Source organism: Exiguobacterium sp. s16, from assembly GCF_018618115.1.
Lineage (GTDB): Bacteria > Bacillota > Bacilli > Exiguobacteriales > Exiguobacteriaceae > Exiguobacterium > Exiguobacterium mexicanum_A.
The window spans coordinates 61,727-78,184 of record NZ_JACSLM010000004.1 but is presented as its reverse complement, the minus strand read 5'-3'; the positions used below and the strand labels follow the sequence as shown (position 1 = coordinate 78,184).

The window sequence follows — 16,458 nt, the reverse complement described above, 5'->3', positions numbered from 1 at the left end:
AATCGCCAACAATGAAGGAGGAAATCATATGGACCGCACCATCACTGTCAAAGGCACAGGGAAAGTATCGGCCAAGCCTGATTTGATTGTCGTGAGAATGGATTTGTCGTCAAGAGCCGTCCGCTATGAGGAGACGATGAACGGGGCGGCACTCGCCGTCACACGTCTGCAAAAAGCGATTGAGCAGGCTGGCTTCGCGAAAACGGATTTAAAGACGACCGACTTCTCGATTGACACCGACTATGAGAGCTACCGCGACAAACAAGGTAACTACAAGTCTCGTTTCCGGGGTTACGTCTGTCAGCAGAAGACGAAACTCGAATTTTCGCTCGATACGAAACAATTGTCAGCGGTCATCGAACATGTCAGCAACTCGCTAGCCGAGCCGAAGCTGTCCATCTCGTTTACGATCAAGGATGCGGACACAATCCAAGACGAACTGCTCGCGAGCGCGGCGGCGAACGCGCGTCATCGGGCCGAACTGTTGGCGAAAGGGGCCGGGGCGACGCTCGGTGACTTGCTTCAAATCGATTACACGTGGGGCGAGCTTCATCTTTATTCGCCGACGCGTCTCACGCTCCATGACGAGGTTCTCTTCTCGGAGGCGGCAATGCCAGAACTCGAGCCGGATGAGATTGACTTGAGTGACTCGGCGACGTTCGTGTGGGCGATTCGATGAGGCGTATCATCGGATTGGTGCTGCTGTTCCTATCGGTTTCAATGTCAGCCCAAGCCTTATCTTGGGCGTATGCGTTCGTCGTGTTGGATGGACGGGTGTATGAAGTGATGGACGTCGCGGTATTGGAGGCTGACTTGGGAGAAGTCGTCGGCGAGGTCAAGACGATGGCCGACGATATGGATGGCAGCTATTATGGGGACGCCTCGAACATGTATCCGGTCGGGACGACCTATCGAAAAGTGAACGGGGAAGCGACGGAGGACGTGCTCGCGGTCGAGGATGGGTCTGGGTGGAAGCGGGCCGAATATCGGCATGACGCCCCGTTCAGCATGCGTGACCATTTGGATAAGGTGGCATATGGATTCGTCGGACTCGGCCTCGTATTTTTTGTTATGTATCGATTTAGGGGGACAAGATGAATTTATTTGAGTTTGAAAGATATGTATCACGGCGAATCGAGGACCGTGGCTACGGTTATTATATGAGTGGGAACCTCAAATTAGTGTCACAAACTCGAAATACGTACTGGTTTGATGTATATGGCAGTAGCGTTTATCGAGTGGGGGTTACATGTGCGAACGAGTGGATGATTCAATCGTCATGCGATTGCCCCTATAATCAAGGAACGTGTAAACATGAAGTCGCAGTTTATTATTGGTTACGCGATCGGCTTACACCGGGGGCACCATTTGATTTAGCAAAAGAACTCGGTAAGCTGAAGAAAGCCGACCTCATCGATGTGATGATAAAGCTAGCGCATGACCCGGATATTCACCATCGTTTGGCACACGACCTCGGACCGCCATCAAGCAACCCAGAAACATTCGTTCAAGTCTGTGAGCGAGAAATTGCCGAAAAGTTTTCAAACGGCACGATTAATCAACAAGAAATGAAGACCTTGAAACGTTATCTGTTTCGTAAAATAGATGTGATTCAGTCAGATGAAAATCCTGTATCACGCTTATTCAATAGTATTTCATTTCTTGATACAGTCACTCCGACAATCATGAGATGTGATATATTTCTTCACTTGTTGTTCGCTGTGCGGGACGAAGTCACTGATTTGATGGTGTCAGCCATTGAGGAAATCCCAGAGGCGGAACGAGACATGGTTTTTCAACGTTTCATTTTGATGTGGCATGAACTGCATCTAGCCGTTTACAATGACGTTCATGTTCAATTGTTGAAAGTGATTGTCCCCATCTATGAAGGAGATAAGACGTTTCTCATCGACCAAATCAATCGGTTTAGAAGCACGCACGCCGAGGCTAGTGATTTGGAGCACCTGGACGAGTTCACGAAAGTGTTAACAGAAGAAAGTTGGTAAGTTGATAATCAAGTATGGAAATGGGGAACAGATTCATGTAGGGGTTACCCAGTCTTGGAGAGAGAAGGGACAAACATGAAAATCCTCATCATCTTTGACTCGATGTACGGGTGTACCGAAAAAGTCGCATATGCCATCAAGGACGGATTCAGCGACTTACACCGCGTCGACATCATGCAGATCAGCCACGTCGGATACGGCGACCTCGCCAACCTTGATTTGTTCATCGTTGGTTCGCCGACTCACGGAGGGCGCGAAACCGAGGATGTGAAGACGTTTCTCGACGGCTTATCGGACCATGCACTGCGTGGTACGCGAGCTGCAGCCTTCGATACGAGTATGGCCGAAGAAGATCAAGGCTTTTTCGTCGGGAAAATCGTCAAATGGTTCGGTCACGCCTCGACCCGGATGGAGCAGTTATTGCTCGAAAAAGGAGCGGAGCCGGTGCTGAAAGAATCGTTCATCGTCCTTGATAAAGAAGGACCACTTAAAGACGGAGAGCTCGAGCGGGCGACCGAATGGGCCCGTCACTTGATGGACAAATAATCTGACGTGTTCCTTACGGGACGCGTCTTTTTTGACGCAGAATTGTCCGAAGCGTTCGCAAAACGGGTAAATATAAGGGTAGCTCTATTGTGTGGAACGGAGGGAGAATGATGAAAAAATGGGAACGTGACGTCCTCATGGGTTGGATTGTCGTCTTATTGGTGCTCGTTGCGCATTATGTGATCACGGTATCACTCGGCAACACGTATTTTGCCGAGTCCACGATGAACCGGATGCTTTGGCTCAGTAGCTTCCCGGCCTTTTTGATCGCCTTTCTCGCGGCCCTCTTCCAAAAAACGAACACGCTTACGCTTGCTGTTCGTCGTAGTGTCATTTGGACGGCCGAACTCGTCGTCGGCTTCTCGCTCGTCGCCTGGTTTTTCCGGGCGTTCGAGATGTTGTTTGTGAGCCCGGGCGCGTATTGGGTGTTCGGCGCCGTTCTGCTCGCTCCGCTCGTCTACTTGTTCGAGTTCCGGCGTCAAAACCGTGGAACGAAAGCCGGGGCCCACTAAATTTAGAAAACGTCTCCTTAGGGAGGCGTTTTTAGTCTGGCGTGGAATGGGAATGGGATACAGAAGATTAGAATGGAGGGAGTCGCTATGAGTCAGTATTTTTCATCGTCATACGAAGAGTCGCGCGAGAAGTTTCTCGCCCTGCTCGACCGCATCAAACCCTATTATCCGACGGCCCGCGTGATGTCCCACTCGATCGGGGAGGACACGATTGATGTCATCATCGGTGAACCTGCGGGATCACGCGAAGCGGTGCTTCTCATGACAATCGGGGAGCACGGCATCGAAGGATACGCCGGGGCCGCGGTGACACACCAGTTCATCGAGACGCAACTCGAAAACCTTCGGCACGAGTCGACAGGGATCTGTCTCATCCATGCGGTCAATCCGTGGGGGATGAAGCACTTCCGCCGCGTCAATGAACATAACGTTGACTTGAACCGCAACTACGTCATCGACCGGGAATCACTCCCGCGTAACGTCAATAAAGAGTATGAAGTTATGCGGCACTTGTTCGTCCCGGACGGCGTCATCGATGACTACCATGAATCGCGCGAACATATTTACTCGTTCCTCGGTTCTGGTATCAAGCTCGACGGCTTCGAGGCGATGACCGAGGCGAAAGGGATGGGACAATATCAGTTCCCGAAAGGCGTCTATTATGGCGGTGAGTCGGATGAGCCGTCCGCCATCTTTTTGAAGGAGATTCAACATGACCTGCTTGATCGCTATGACCGCGTCGTCCACATGGATTGGCATACGGCGCTCGGTCCGACGAACGAAGTGACGATGGTCATCAGTGAGCGCGACGGGCGTGACGTCGACGAGTTGAAACGGACTTACGGGTTGAAGAACATCCAGACGTATGACCCGACCGACGTCCTCGGGGACTCGACGAACCACTTCTACTATGTGCGCGACACACATCACCCGGAAAAACAACTCGTCTCGGCGTTGTTCGAGTTCGGGACATTCGGGACGTCGACGAAAGCGACGATTCGCGAGTTCTTGACGATCATCCTCGAGAACCGGCTCTACTTTGAAGGGACGAAAGACCCGGAAGCCCGCAACGGCATTCGAAAAGAGTTCATGGCGATGTTTTATCCGGAAGACGAGTCGTGGCGGACGTCCGTATTACGCGAAGGAGCGGCGGCGATTGAGCATGTCTTGAAAGGCGAATCGCTCTGGCGCGACAGTTGATAGGTTTCCACATCGGTCAAACGGGAAAAGTTGGGTTGTGGGCAAACAAGCATGCCGCTCAACAATCCAACTGGGGGTTTTGACCAATGGGGAATTATATTACCGCACATGACGGAACGAGTATTTACGTGGAAGACGTCGGGACAGGCGATGCCGTCGTCTTCTTGCACGGCTGGCCGGCAAACAACAACATGTTCGAGTATCAAAAGAATGCATTGCTCGAAGCAGGCTATCGCTACGTCGGGATCGACTATCGTGGCTACGGCAAGTCCGATGCACCGGCGACAGGTTATGACTATGCGACGATGGCGTCGGACGTGCACATGGTCGTTGACGGGCTTGGCATCAAAGATTTCACGCTCGTCGGCTTCTCGATGGGCGGGGCCATCGCCATCCGTTACGCCGTCGATTTCCCGGATGACGGGTTGAAGAAACTCGTCCTCTCAGGCGCAGCGGCACCAGTGTTCACGCAACGTCCAGACTATCCGTACGGGATGACGCAAGCCGAGGTCGACGCGTTGATTGAGGATACGCTGAAAGACCGTCCGAAGATGCTCGAAGGGTTCGGTGAGATTTTCTTCGAGAAAGAACATTCGAAACCGATGCAAAACTGGTTCCATCATCTGTCGCTCGTCGCGTCGAGCCACGGGACGATTGCTTCGGCGAAAGCGCTCCGTGATGAGGATTTGCGCGAGGACTTGCCGAAAGTCAATGTCGAGACGCTTATCATCCATGGCGTCCATGACAAGATTTGTCCGTTCGAGTTCGCGCTCGAGATGGAAAAAGGGATCCCGAACGCCCGGATCGAGCGATTCGAGGAGAGCGGTCACGGTACCGTCCTCGACGAGATGGACAAGTTCAACAAGACGTTGCTCGAATTTATTTGAGTGTGTGACAAGCCTAGGACGTTCCTAGGCTTTTTTTGATGGCCATCTGTAGCATGTTTGTTACGGATTTTGAGGCTAGAACGACTTGTACACGGGTATAGCTAAAATGAAGCACTTTATTCGAGTTGAGATTGAACAAGTTTGCTGTATGTCGAGGTTTTGACATAGAGTCGTTGGTGTTCGTCACACGGTCAAGGATGGCTATGGAAAAGCCGCTCGGGACCGTGCCTGTTTTTGTGTTCTCACACAATTCGAATAGCTCGTCTGGAAACGCTTCACAAGAAAAAAGAAATAAGCCTCCTTTTGCTAGAACGGATGACATTTAGATGGTCAATTTGTGCTGACTAGACCTTAATACATGGTACAATGGAGAGGTGGATTTTTAGATTGAGGAGAGATTGTACATGAATATCGCTTTCTTTTTATATCCGAAAGAAGACGTCAAATATTTAGACCCGGAATCGACGGTGCGTCAAGCGCTCGAGAAGATGAAACATCATCGCTTCACCTCGGTGCCGCTCGTATCCGAGAACGGCTTTTACGCCGGCACGATGACGGAAGGAGATTTGCTCTGGGCACTCGCCGAACAGCTTCGCGGGGAAGAAGACTACGAAAAAGTGCTCCGGACACGCCTGAAAGACATCAAGCAACGCGTACGGTATAAGCCGGTCGCCATCACGGCGCAAATCGAGGAGCTCGTCGATGCGATCACCGATCAAAACTTCGTGCCGGTCGTCGATGACGGGAAGTATTTCATCGGCATCATCCGGCGCCGCGACATCATCGAGTATTACTCGACGAAGTTGCAACAGCTCGAGAATAAAGTGAACTGAACGAATGGACCAACCTGTGAAAGCGGGTTGGTTTTTGTATGTGTGAGTACAAGCAACGGGGAGGCGAGCTATAGATGGAAGCACAAGTCATTGAATCGATTGAGCTATGGTTTCAAGAGGCAGGGTCTGAGGAAACGGTGAACTTCATCGACTTTATGTTGTTTTTGAATGAATCCGCCTATTCTTTGCTTCACCGAGACACGTTACATGGCATCTTCACCTATCAGGTCCGCTACCAAGATGGGACTTCTCAGTCCGTCTTGTACGATAAAGACGAGTGGGTCGCCCATGAACGGAATGAATGGCAAACCGGTATGAGCGGCGGTGAGTGGGTATGGTGGCTCATCGAACGATGGCGTTTTGTCGTGGAGTGGCGCAGTGGTCGAGACTTCCGGACAGGTGACGAGATAGAAGAGAACTTCTATGGGATCATCCCTTACGGTGAAGTTCAACCACTTGACGTTCTGTTGTATTCAATTATTGAAAATGATGCCCACAACACAGAAGCGTTAATCAAAGAGGGATATTACCATGACCCGCTGCTGCAGAAATGGATTGTCATTCCCGATTCGACGGACAGCCTACGACCGCTCGTGTTGGCCGTCTGTTACAACGAAGGAATCATCGAGACACCCCGAACTATCGAGCGGATTGAAGTGACGTTCACCGATTTGACGACAGGAGCGGTCCAATCGCTTGCGAGTGCACTCGAAGCGTATGAGAAACCGGCAGACCTCGATTTAGATGACATCGAGTATCGCGATGACATGTTTTATCGCGACGAGTCCATTCAAGGGACGATTCGTTTCGAGGTGAAGTATCAAGGCGGAAGGGTCCAATATGTCGAACATGACAAATCAGAGATGTTTATGGATTGGGACATGGCGATCATCAAGTGGTTTTTCGAGCATTGGCTTAAGCTGTACGAAGCGTATGCCGAAAAGTCGTTTCCGTCCGGTCAACCATTGCAACGCTTTGAATCGGGCTATGATTATTGGAAAGCCAGACTGTCACCGGAAGCGTGGGACGAGCTCATTCATTCAACAGACCCTTTCGACCAGCAACTTTTAACGGATAAGGAACCCTATGACGAGATTCGAGACGCAAAAGAGCAGTTTGAGATGATGTTCGATCAAGCAACGGAACTCTATCTCGAAGATTTGCGTCACGGATTTTATGTTGATCAACTGTTGGAACAACGAATCGACGTCGAAAGCTCGTTCGATGCCGTGATTGCTCTTTACAAAGAAATATCCGAGGCAGAGCAGAAAAGGCGAACGAGGGAGCAACTGCTTTATGGGGAAAAGGATGAAGGCAACGCTAATTGATTGAATAAAGGCTATGGAAAAATAGGGACATTCCTTATACTTTTACGTATAGAGTCAAGACATACAAGGAAGGAGTGACAATGAATGGCGATGCCCGATTTACATATGCTGCGTGAATCGCTCAAACCGGATTGTGCGAATTGTTTCGGTCTCTGTTGTGTGGCGTTCCACTACTTGAAATCTGAGGATTTCCCGATTGATAAACCCGCAGGACAGCCGTGCGTCCATTTGGCAGATTCGTATGCCTGCAACATCCATTCCGAACTGCGCGAGCGGGGCTTCAAAGGATGTACGGTGTACGACTGTCTCGGGGCCGGGCAGTTCGTGTCACAAGTGACGTTTCACGGACGAAGCTGGCGGGAGGCGGATGTCGACGATACGCGTATGTTCACGGTGCTACCCATCATGAGTCAAGTCCATGAGCTGTTGTTCTACATAAGCGACATCCTGAGCCGAGTAATCCCAAAGCGCGATGCACGATTACTCGAGACGTTATTGGAAGAGCTACTGGCTTTCCGTGAGTTACCGCCTGAACAGTTGAGCGGTACGGCACTGATGGCATTCCGACAACGGGCCCGCCCATTGTTTGTCCGACTCAGTCGGCACATTCGAGCGGAAGGGTTGAAACATAACGGCCTGACGTTGACGTCACGCCACGAGCAAGACCGGGCCGATTTGATTGGTCGAAACGTGAGTCAGCATGACGTGAGAGGGACGTGTTATCGAGGCGCCTTGTTGATTGGTGCTAACTTACGTGGGCAAGACCTGTCCTATGTCGATTTCATGGGGGCCGACGTACGAGATTTGGATGTGCGAGGAGCAACGTTGACCGACAGTCTGTTTTTGACACAGATGCAAGTGAACGCGATGAACGGGGACCGGCATACGAAATTGGCGCCCGTTTACACGCGACCGAGCCACTGGCTGTAACGCAAGAGACGACTTCCACGGGGGGAGGTCGTCTTTTTGAATACCTGGAGTTTACGAAAGCGGCGGGAAATGGGGGAGCACATATTCCCCGAGCTCCTCGATGACCTCGTCGGCCGGACGTTGCCCGTCGAACAAGGCGAAGAACAGATGATTGACGCCGATGGCCCGATACGCCTCGAGCAGTTTGATCAATTGATTGCGACCGACACGGAAGCCGAGCCGGATTGGAGTCGGAAGCTCGTCCGCGTCATGCGCCAAATCGAGATGCATCGGCATCGAGAACGGGCGGAACCCTTTTCCATGCGTCTGACCTGACTCGCGCCAATCGCTCAGAACTTGCTGTTGGGCGAATGGGGCCTGCGGATAATACATCCACCCGTCCCCGTGTTGCCCGAGCCAGTCCATGTCCTGCTGCGCGAACCCGGTGATCATCGTCGGGATGCGTGTTTTCGGACGGGGAACGAGCGTCGCCTCATGGACCTCGCCGTACGACGAATCGATGGTCGGATAGTTGTGGTAGAGCGCCTGTTCCATGACACGGAGCGATTCTTTGAACTGCTCGCCCCGTGTCGCATGGTCGACCCCGAGTCCTTTGAAGTCGGCCCGACGGTCGCCGGACGAGATGCCGAGAATCAAACGTTCCGGGAACAACGCTTCAATCGTCGCGACTTCTTTCGCCGAACGGAGCGGGTGCCGGAGCGGCAAGACGAGGGCGGACGTGCCGAGGGCGATGCGCTTCGTCTGACCGAGCAAGTGTGTCCCATAGATGAGCATGTCATAAATCTGTCCGACGGCCGGGTCCAAGAAGTTCGGGTCTTTCAGCAAGATGTCTCGGAGCCAGAGCGCCGTGAAGCCATAGTCGTCCACTCGTTGGGCGAGCTCGACTTGACGTTCGAGCGTCGGGGTGCGCATCTTGAAATTTTCTAACGGGATGTGGAGGCCGAGCGTGAGCTCGCCCTCCCGATACATCCGATTGTAGCTGACATGATTGTTGAACATGGTGTCCTCCTTAGCTCGCTTCCAAACGACGTGAGACGGCGGTCAAGATGACAGCGATGATGACCATGATGCCACCGACCCAAGGCGTATGCACGAGACCGATCGAGTCCGCGACAATCCCACCGATGGTCGCACCGAGCGCGATACCGATATTGAAGGCGGCGATGTTGAGCGCCGACGCGACATCGACCGCGGCCGGTACATACTTCTCTGCCAACTGCACGATATATAGTTGAAGGCCAGGTACGTTCATGAAGGCGAGCAGTCCCATCAAGACGATGGCGATGAGTCCCGCGACTTTGAACGGAATCATGAACGACATGACGATCATGACAGCGGCGTGGACGATGAACATATAGAACAACGCCTTGGCCGGGTCTTCATTGGCGAGTTTTCCGCCTGCCCAGTTGCCGATGGCGACGGCGATCCCGTAGACGAGTAGGACGATACTAATCAAGCTCGGACTGATGTTCGTCACGTCCTGCATGATTGGTGTCAAGTACGTGAAGGCGACGAACGTTCCGCCGTAACCGAGTGCTGTGATCAAGAAGCCGAGCATGATTCGGCCGTTCGTGAGCAATTTCTTCATATCGGAGAACTTCGCTGGTGGTGACTGTTTCAAATCTTTCGGGATCAAGAAGAAGCTGGCGATGATCGATACGATCCCGAGTGCGGCGACGGCGAAGAACGTGGCGCGCCATCCGAACGCTTGACCGATGAACGTGCCGAGCGGGACGCCGGTCACGGTCGCGACCGTCAAGCCGGTGAACATGAGTGCGATGGCACTCGCTTTTTTATGCGGTGGCACGAGCTGTACGGCGATCGTCGCCCCGATGGAGAAGAAGACACCGTGTGCGAACGCGGTGATAAATCGGGCGGCAATCAGCAGTTCAAAACTGGTCGACAGGGCAGAGACCAAATTTCCGCCGATAAAGACGACCATGAGTGCCATGAGTAACGTCTTGCGATTCATCCGGTTCGTGAGTGCCGTCAAGATCGGCGCACCGACGGCGACGCCGATGGCATAACCGGAGATGATAAGACCGGCGAGCGTGATGCCAATATTCAAGTCGCTGGCGATGGATGCGAGCAGGCCGACCGGGACGAACTCGGTCGTCCCGATGCCGAAGGCGCTGATGGCGAGGGCGAGCAAGGCCAGCCCTCCGTTTTTCGGTGCCTGTTCGTCGACAGGCTGGGTGTACGGTTGATTCATGTGTAGTTCCTCCTAAAGAATGTTTGTTGAGACGAGGGCCCTTCGTCTCGAGGCAGCTCGAGCATCTCAATCTTCTTTATTGTCCAGTACGGTCGAAAAAGACCCTTACTGTCTCAAGAAGCGGTTACTGGTGAGATGAACTTGTATAACTGAGCTACAGTTGCTATCATAAGTCCATCGAATTTAATTGGGAAGTACGCACTTTCAAGTACGATAGGCACCGAAAAGTACCTATCCCGGTCCATAAGGAGGAACCATCATGCCATACAACATCCCGGTCGAGGCGACGCTCGACGTCATCGGCGGCAAGTGGAAAGTCGTCATCATGTGTCATTTGATTAAAGGGGAACGGCGGACGAGCGAATTGAAAAAGCTCATGCCGAACATCACGCAAAAAATGCTCACGCAACAGTTGCGCGAGCTCGAGGCGGACGGTGTCATCATTCGCACGGTGTATGAACAAGTCCCACCGAAAGTCGTCTATTCCCTGTCCGACTACGGCTGGTCGCTCCAACCGATTTTGGATGCGATGTGTGCCTGGGGAGAAGGGCATATTGAACAGACCGGGGAAGACGTCATTTCCTAAATCAGAAAAGACAGCGGCTCTTCAATGAGAGAACCGCTGTCTTTTTATCGTTATGAGGCGGATACGTCTTTTGAGACAGCTTGTTTGCGACTCCATAACGTCTCCATCTCTTCGAGCGTTTTGCCTTTCGTCTCCGGTACGAGCTTCCAGACGAACAAGGCGGACAATACGCTCATCACCCCGTAAAATCCGTATGTCATCGTACCACTAAATTCCATCATCATCGGATAGGTCGATGAAATGAAGTAGTTGGCGGTCCATTGAGCGGCGACGGCGATTGCGACCGCTTGCCCTCGAATTTTATTTGGGAAGATTTCCGAAATGAGTACCCAACAAATCGGTCCCCATGACATCATGAATGAGGCTGTGTAGATGATGATGAAGATGAGTGTACCGATTCCGATTGCATTCGTGTAGGCCATCGAAGCGACACCGAACATCCCGATTGCCATGCCGACCGAACCGATGATGAGCAGTGGTTTTCGACCGACTTTATCGACAAACAAGATGGCGACGATGGTGAAGACGACGTTGACGAGCCCCATGACGACGGTCTGCATCATGGAAGCATCTTTAGCGGCACCCATACTTTCAAAGATTCGTGGGGCATAGTACAATGCGACATTGATGCCGACAAATTGTTGGAACACCGATAAGAGAATCCCGATGGTGATGACCAGTTTTCCGTAAGTGAACAGCTTGGCTGAAGAATGACTGACAGACGATTTGATGTCTTGCATGATTGCTTCGGCACGTTCTTTGCCATTGATTCGACTGAGGATGTGGAGAGCCTTTTCTTCCTCACCTTGGAGCGCCAAATACCGTGGTGTTTCCGGAACAATCAATAAGAGCGAACCGAAAAGGAGGGCCGGGATGGCTTCAGAGGCAAACATATACCGCCAACCGATGTCATCGATCCAGGCGACCGTTTGCCCACTTGTGATCGACCAGTTGACGAAGTAGACGACGAGCATCCCGAGGATGATGGCAAATTGGTTTAGCGACACGAGCCGTCCTCGAATCGCAGCTGGCGCGACCTCACTGATATACATCGGCGTGATGGCCGAGGCAAGTCCGACGCCGATTCCGCCGATGATGCGATACAAGTTGAACGTAAGTAGAAGGGCAATCGTCGGTTCGCCTCTCGTAAAGAAGAGGACTTCGGGATAAGCCGATCCCAGTGCGGACAAGAAGAAAAGAGTGGCCGCGAAAATCAATGATTTTTTACGACCAAATCGGCTTGCGAATATACCGGAGATGATCCCCCCGATGATACAACCGATCAATGCCGAGGAAGTGGTCGCCCCGTGTACGAGCGAACTTAAATTCAGCCCGTCAATAAAATACTTCTCCAATGATTTCTCTGCGCCTGAGATGACAGCAGTATCATAACCGAACAACAAGCCACCTAATGTCGCGACGAGTGTGATGGTCATGAGGTATAGCGTGTTCTGATTTTGTTTCATCACGTTTTGCCCTCCTTGGAATTGGTAACGCTTACAATATCAAGTTAAAAATAAGTTAGTTTGTTTGACGGATAAACTAACTATCCTTATCATACAAAATGAGGCTCGAATTCTCAACTATATTTTTGCAGTTTTTGTATAATGAATTTGAGAGTAAAACGGAATGGAACGAAAGTTAAACGATGGATGAGACATCACTTCGTATAAAGGGGAGACAAAGTCATTGGCAAAATTAGATGTGACCGCTGATCAACAGCTTGTGAAAAAAATGAATAAAACCGTATTGTTGAATGAAATCATTCGTAGTTACCCAATTTCACGCGCAAAACTGTCAGAAGTGACGGGATTGAACAAATCGACGGTATCTGCGCAAATTGGCGCTCTATTGAACGAAGAACTCATCTTTGAAATCGGACAAGGCGATTCGAGCGGGGGGCGTCGCCCGGTCATGCTCGTGTTCAACCAGCAGGCAGGATTCACGATCGGAGTCGATTTAGGCGTGAAAGCGATCAATGCGGTATTGACCGATTTAAAAGGCAACGTTGTGGAGTCGTTGACGACCGAGTGGGCCGAGGCGGACCAGGAGGCAGAACCGAAAGTAAGAGCTGCCATCGATGTGTTGCTTGGTAAGATGCCGTCCTCTCCATATGGGCTCATTGGAATCGGTGTCTCGGTGCCTGGACTCATCAATCGCGAGCAACAAGTCATTTTTGTCCCGAACCTCCGTCCTGACGTGACGAGTTTGAAGCAAGATTTAGAGAATCGTTATGATGTACCCGTCAATTTAGAGAACGAGGCCAATGCGGGGGCTTACGGAGAACGACGGTTCGGGGCCGGGAAAGACAATGAAGAGATGGTCTTCGTCAGTCTCGGGACCGGTGTCGGAACGGGCATCATCTTACACGGAGAATTGTATCGAGGCGAGGACGGGTTCGCTGGCGAGTTCGGGCATATGTCGATTGAATACAATGGACCGAAATGTACGTGTGGCAACCGCGGGTGTTGGGAGTTGTATGCCTCGGAAAAAGTACTATGGGACAAGTATTTGCCGGGGCACACGGTCGAGACGCTCCAACGAAGTTTACAGGACAATGAGGCATCGGTGTTGAATGAACTACAAAAATGGTGCTTTTACGTCGGGGTCGGGTTGAATACGGTACTAAACGTCTATAATCCGAAAGCGATCATCATTCAAAGTCGGGTCATCGAGTCGCATCCGATGGTCCTCAACATGATTCGCACGGCGATCTCATCGCGCGTGTATGCGCAAGCCGACCACTCGTTCGAGCTCATCCCGTCGAAATTGAGCGACCACGCTTCAGCGATCGGGATGGCCTCGCTTGCCATCGAGCAGTTTTTACAGCGTCGAATGATGCAATGACGAATAGCCCGTCACCTTCAGGTGGCGGGCTATTGTTATGGGGCAAACGTCCACGTCGTCTCGGCGACGTACGTCTCGCCGGGACGTAACACACTACGAGGGTCCAGCAGGTTCGGTGCCTGTTGCGTCTCTAAACAAAGGCCGGTCCGTCTCAGCCCGTTCGGAAGCATATTGCCCGAATAGAAGACGACACACGGCTCGGTCGTATGGACGGAAAGCCTGCGACCGGAAGCATGACGAAGTTCGATTTGAGGACGTTCCGTTTGGGACAGGCAAAACGGGTGGTCGAAGCCTCCGGCGAGGTCAAGTTGCGCATCTGTATCATTTAGGCCATCTTCGATTCGTTTCGCCGCTCTAAAATCGAATGCCCGGGAGGTCATGACGGACTTCACGCGGCGCGGAATAAGGGTCTCGTCTAGTTCATAAAACGAGTCACTCATAAGCTGAAGCGTATGGTCAGAAATCGGCAGGGACGTCCCTGATAAATTGAAGTATGTGTGATTCGTCATGTTCATGACGGTCGGCGCGTCGGTCTTCGCCTCATAGCGAATCGCCACAGCGTGGGGAGTAATCGTGTATTCGACCGAGACGTCAATATTCCCAGGGTATCCGTGATGGCCATGAGGAAACGACCGTTCAAATCGAATGGTCACGCCATCATCCGTCTGTTCGATGGATGGGTTCCATACGACCTTATGGAAGTGATCACCGTGAAGGTGGTTGGGACCGTCGTTCAAAGGCAGTTGAACGGTCTGATCGTCGAGTGTGAACTGACCATTCTGTATCCTTCCGGCCACCCGTCCGACCACGCAACCCAGATAATAATCGTGACGGACGTAATCCTCAAGCGAATCAAGCGCTAATACGACGTTCTCGATGTTCCCCAGTTGATCGGGGACGGCAATTTCCGTGATGGTACACCCATAATCGATACAAGAAAAGCTGAACGAGTCTGTCGATACGCGGTGACGCGAGACGGGGATACCGTCCACGGTCCCGTAATGGTCGGATGTATAGTTCATCGTCGTCTCACTTTCTCCGAAATGCGGACAGGCCATGAGAGAGCTGTTTCGTGGCCGGATAGACTTGTTGATAGAGTGCGAACAAGGCGTGGTAGCGTGTGACGTTTTCTGGAATCGGTTCGTATCGCTTCGCCTCCTGAATGAACGCCTCACTGCAGGCCTCGAGACTATCAAACCACCCACAGCCGTAAGCAGCCAACATGGCGGCACCGAGCGCACAGCCTTGCTCGTTGGAAAGCTTGATGATGGTGGCGTCGAAGATGTCTGCCTGCATTTGCAGCCACGCCTCGTTTTTGGCGCCCCCTCCAATCGAAACAATCGACGTGATCACTTTCCCTTCCGCACGGAACAGCTCGAGGGACTCTTTTAAGGAGAACGTGATTCCTTCTAGCACGGCCCGTGAAAAATCGGCCAAGCGATGGGTGGAGTCCATTCCGATAAAGCTTCCTCGCACCATGGCATCCGCATAAGGGGTCCGTTCACCGACGAGATAAGGAGTGAACAAGAGGCCGTTCGACCCGATCGGTACGTCTTTCACTTCGGCGAGCAACGTCTCAAATGATTGATCTGGTGCGAACGTATCCTTGAACCAGGATAAGCTATGTCCTGCTGCCAAGGTGACACCCATCGTATAATAGGCACCTGGCTTAGCATGATTGAAATAATGGACTTTCCCTTTGAAATCGAGCCGGGCGGTTGGTTCATAGGCCAAGACGACACCCGATGTGCCGATGCTGCACATCGTTTGTTGATCGTTCAAAATACCGGCCCCGATGGCACCACAGGCATTGTCCGCACCTCCGGCGAACACGCTGACGCTCGAAGAAAGGCCGGTGCGCGTCGCGTAGTAAGAGCTGAGCGTCCCAATTTGATCAGACGACTCGACGAGTGGGGGACAGAGGGATTTCGGCACACCGACCCGTTCACAGATTTCGTCGCTCCATTCCTTTTTAGCGATATCGAGGAGAAGCGTTCCGGCTGCATCGGAATAATCCATATGCAGTTGACCTGTCAACGCATAGCGGACATAGTCTTTCGGGAGCAGGAAGACGGCCGCTTGACGGTACAGGTCAGGTTCATGCCGCTTCACCCATAAAAGTTTCGGGAGCGTGAAGCCCTCGAGCGCTGGGTTTTTAGTGAGGTCGAGGAGAAGCGGTCCGAGTCGATCTTTGATCTCCTCACATTCAGCCGTCGTTCGCGTATCGTTCCAAAGAATCGCATTGCGAAGCAACTGATGTTGCGCATCGAGTAAGACGAGCCCGTGCATTTGTCCCGAGAAGCTGATGCCTTCGATGTCTTCAGGACGTCCTTCGAACTGTTGAACGAGCTCGGTCAAGGCGTTGACCGTCTGTTCGACCCAGGCTGACGGATCTTGTTCGCTGTAGCCTTCTCGTTCTTGGATGAGGGGGTAGGCGCGACTCGCTTCCCCGCAGAGTTGCCCGTTTTTGTCGACGAGGATGGCTTTGACCGCACTCGTCCCTAAATCGATTCCGATGACGTATTTCATTAGGTTCATCCTTTCCGGTTTTGATTTAAAAGCCCAGACCCC

Annotated in this window: 17 protein-coding genes; 12 read left to right on the top strand and 5 right to left on the bottom strand. The window is 52.0% G+C overall.

The genetic code is table 11. The features are described 5' to 3' along the window. The first annotated feature begins 28 nt into the window (after positions 1-28). The 10 genes from KNP86_RS09310 (at position 29) to KNP86_RS09265 (ending at position 8,242) form a co-directional block, all read left to right on the top strand. Positions 29-679, top strand: coding sequence for an SIMPL domain-containing protein (locus KNP86_RS09310; RefSeq protein WP_214753953.1), 651 nt, complete (start codon positions 29-31; stop codon positions 677-679). Then, positions 676-1,098, top strand: coding sequence for a hypothetical protein (locus tag KNP86_RS09305; protein WP_214753951.1), 423 nt, complete (start codon positions 676-678; stop codon positions 1,096-1,098). Before KNP86_RS09310 ends, KNP86_RS09305 begins: the two co-directional genes overlap by 4 nt. Further along, a complete protein-coding gene (locus tag KNP86_RS09300; protein WP_214753949.1) occupies positions 1,095-2,006 on the top strand; it encodes an SWIM zinc finger family protein in 912 nt (303 codons plus the stop codon). Before KNP86_RS09305 ends, KNP86_RS09300 begins: the two co-directional genes overlap by 4 nt. A gap of 75 nt (positions 2,007-2,081) precedes the next feature. Then, positions 2,082-2,552 (top strand): flavodoxin family protein, encoded by a 471-nt coding sequence (locus KNP86_RS09295; RefSeq protein WP_214753947.1) that lies wholly within the window; start codon positions 2,082-2,084, stop codon positions 2,550-2,552. A gap of 110 nt (positions 2,553-2,662) precedes the next feature. Continuing rightward, entirely contained in the window at positions 2,663-3,064 is a 402-nt protein-coding gene (locus KNP86_RS09290) for a hypothetical protein (RefSeq protein WP_214753945.1), read from the top strand. Between the two features lie 87 nt (positions 3,065-3,151). Beyond that, on the top strand, positions 3,152-4,264 hold the full coding sequence (locus tag KNP86_RS09285) for a M14 family metallopeptidase (protein ID WP_214753943.1): 1,113 nt from the start codon (positions 3,152-3,154) through the stop codon (positions 4,262-4,264). A gap of 86 nt (positions 4,265-4,350) precedes the next feature. Then, complete coding sequence (locus KNP86_RS09280) at positions 4,351-5,151, top strand: alpha/beta fold hydrolase (protein ID WP_034778702.1); 801 nt, start codon at positions 4,351-4,353, stop codon at positions 5,149-5,151. Positions 5,152-5,555: 404 nt separating this feature from the next. After that, positions 5,556-5,984: a CBS domain-containing protein gene (locus tag KNP86_RS09275; RefSeq protein ID WP_021066516.1), complete on the top strand. Its 429-nt coding sequence runs from the start codon at positions 5,556-5,558 to the stop codon at positions 5,982-5,984. A 74-nt stretch (positions 5,985-6,058) separates the two neighbouring features. Further along, positions 6,059-7,312, top strand: coding sequence for a hypothetical protein (locus tag KNP86_RS09270; RefSeq protein ID WP_214753941.1), 1,254 nt, complete (start codon positions 6,059-6,061; stop codon positions 7,310-7,312). Positions 7,313-7,396: 84 nt separating this feature from the next. Then, positions 7,397-8,242: a pentapeptide repeat-containing protein gene (locus KNP86_RS09265; RefSeq protein ID WP_052090152.1), complete on the top strand. Its 846-nt coding sequence runs from the start codon at positions 7,397-7,399 to the stop codon at positions 8,240-8,242. A gap of 51 nt (positions 8,243-8,293) precedes the next feature. On the opposite strand, the gene KNP86_RS09260 is transcribed toward KNP86_RS09265, so the two are convergent. Both KNP86_RS09260 and KNP86_RS09255 read right to left on the bottom strand, forming a co-directional pair. After that, on the bottom strand, positions 8,294-9,241 hold the full coding sequence (locus tag KNP86_RS09260; RefSeq protein ID WP_214753939.1) for an LLM class oxidoreductase: 948 nt from the start codon (positions 9,239-9,241) through the stop codon (positions 8,294-8,296). Between the two features lie 10 nt (positions 9,242-9,251). After that, complete coding sequence (locus KNP86_RS09255; RefSeq protein WP_214753937.1) at positions 9,252-10,454, bottom strand: MFS transporter; 1,203 nt, start codon at positions 10,452-10,454, stop codon at positions 9,252-9,254. Between the two features lie 256 nt (positions 10,455-10,710). Between KNP86_RS09255 and KNP86_RS09250 the strand changes: the two genes are divergently transcribed. After that, positions 10,711-11,040, top strand: coding sequence for a winged helix-turn-helix transcriptional regulator (locus KNP86_RS09250; RefSeq protein ID WP_200881502.1), 330 nt, complete (start codon positions 10,711-10,713; stop codon positions 11,038-11,040). A 50-nt stretch (positions 11,041-11,090) separates the two neighbouring features. On the opposite strand, the gene xylE is transcribed toward KNP86_RS09250, so the two are convergent. Continuing rightward, positions 11,091-12,506, bottom strand: coding sequence for a D-xylose transporter XylE (gene xylE, locus KNP86_RS09245; RefSeq protein WP_214754187.1), 1,416 nt, complete (start codon positions 12,504-12,506; stop codon positions 11,091-11,093). Positions 12,507-12,774: 268 nt separating this feature from the next. Between xylE and KNP86_RS09240 the strand changes: the two genes are divergently transcribed. Further along, complete coding sequence (locus KNP86_RS09240; protein WP_214754185.1) at positions 12,775-13,887, top strand: ROK family transcriptional regulator; 1,113 nt, start codon at positions 12,775-12,777, stop codon at positions 13,885-13,887. Between the two features lie 35 nt (positions 13,888-13,922). On the opposite strand, the gene KNP86_RS09235 is transcribed toward KNP86_RS09240, so the two are convergent. Together KNP86_RS09235 and xylB are read right to left on the bottom strand one after the other, a co-directional pair. Then, a complete protein-coding gene (locus KNP86_RS09235; RefSeq protein WP_214753935.1) occupies positions 13,923-14,909 on the bottom strand; it encodes an aldose epimerase family protein in 987 nt (328 codons plus the stop codon). Positions 14,910-14,916: 7 nt separating this feature from the next. Then, entirely contained in the window at positions 14,917-16,416 is a 1,500-nt protein-coding gene (xylB, locus tag KNP86_RS09230) for a xylulokinase (RefSeq protein ID WP_214753933.1), read from the bottom strand. Between the last annotated feature and the right edge of the window lie 42 nt (positions 16,417-16,458).

Coding starts and splice junctions, on each gene's coding strand:
- KNP86_RS09275 (WP_021066516.1), top strand. CDS start 5,556: ATGAATATCGCTTTCTTTTTATATCCGAAAGAAGACGTCAAATATTTA.
- KNP86_RS09310 (WP_214753953.1), top strand. CDS start 29: ATGGACCGCACCATCACTGTCAAAGGCACAGGGAAAGTATCGGCCAAG.
- KNP86_RS09305 (WP_214753951.1), top strand. CDS start 676: ATGAGGCGTATCATCGGATTGGTGCTGCTGTTCCTATCGGTTTCAATG.
- KNP86_RS09255 (WP_214753937.1), bottom strand. CDS start 10,454: ATGAATCAACCGTACACCCAGCCTGTCGACGAACAGGCACCGAAAAAC.
- xylE (WP_214754187.1), bottom strand. CDS start 12,506: ATGAAACAAAATCAGAACACGCTATACCTCATGACCATCACACTCGTC.
- KNP86_RS09235 (WP_214753935.1), bottom strand. CDS start 14,909: ATGAACTATACATCCGACCATTACGGGACCGTGGACGGTATCCCCGTC.
- KNP86_RS09295 (WP_214753947.1), top strand. CDS start 2,082: ATGAAAATCCTCATCATCTTTGACTCGATGTACGGGTGTACCGAAAAA.
- KNP86_RS09260 (WP_214753939.1), bottom strand. CDS start 9,241: ATGTTCAACAATCATGTCAGCTACAATCGGATGTATCGGGAGGGCGAG.
- xylB (WP_214753933.1), bottom strand. CDS start 16,416: ATGAAATACGTCATCGGAATCGATTTAGGGACGAGTGCGGTCAAAGCC.
- KNP86_RS09240 (WP_214754185.1), top strand. CDS start 12,775: ATGAATAAAACCGTATTGTTGAATGAAATCATTCGTAGTTACCCAATT.
- KNP86_RS09290 (WP_214753945.1), top strand. CDS start 2,663: ATGAAAAAATGGGAACGTGACGTCCTCATGGGTTGGATTGTCGTCTTA.
- KNP86_RS09300 (WP_214753949.1), top strand. CDS start 1,095: ATGAATTTATTTGAGTTTGAAAGATATGTATCACGGCGAATCGAGGAC.
- KNP86_RS09270 (WP_214753941.1), top strand. CDS start 6,059: ATGGAAGCACAAGTCATTGAATCGATTGAGCTATGGTTTCAAGAGGCA.
- KNP86_RS09280 (WP_034778702.1), top strand. CDS start 4,351: ATGGGGAATTATATTACCGCACATGACGGAACGAGTATTTACGTGGAA.
- KNP86_RS09285 (WP_214753943.1), top strand. CDS start 3,152: ATGAGTCAGTATTTTTCATCGTCATACGAAGAGTCGCGCGAGAAGTTT.
- KNP86_RS09265 (WP_052090152.1), top strand. CDS start 7,397: ATGGCGATGCCCGATTTACATATGCTGCGTGAATCGCTCAAACCGGAT.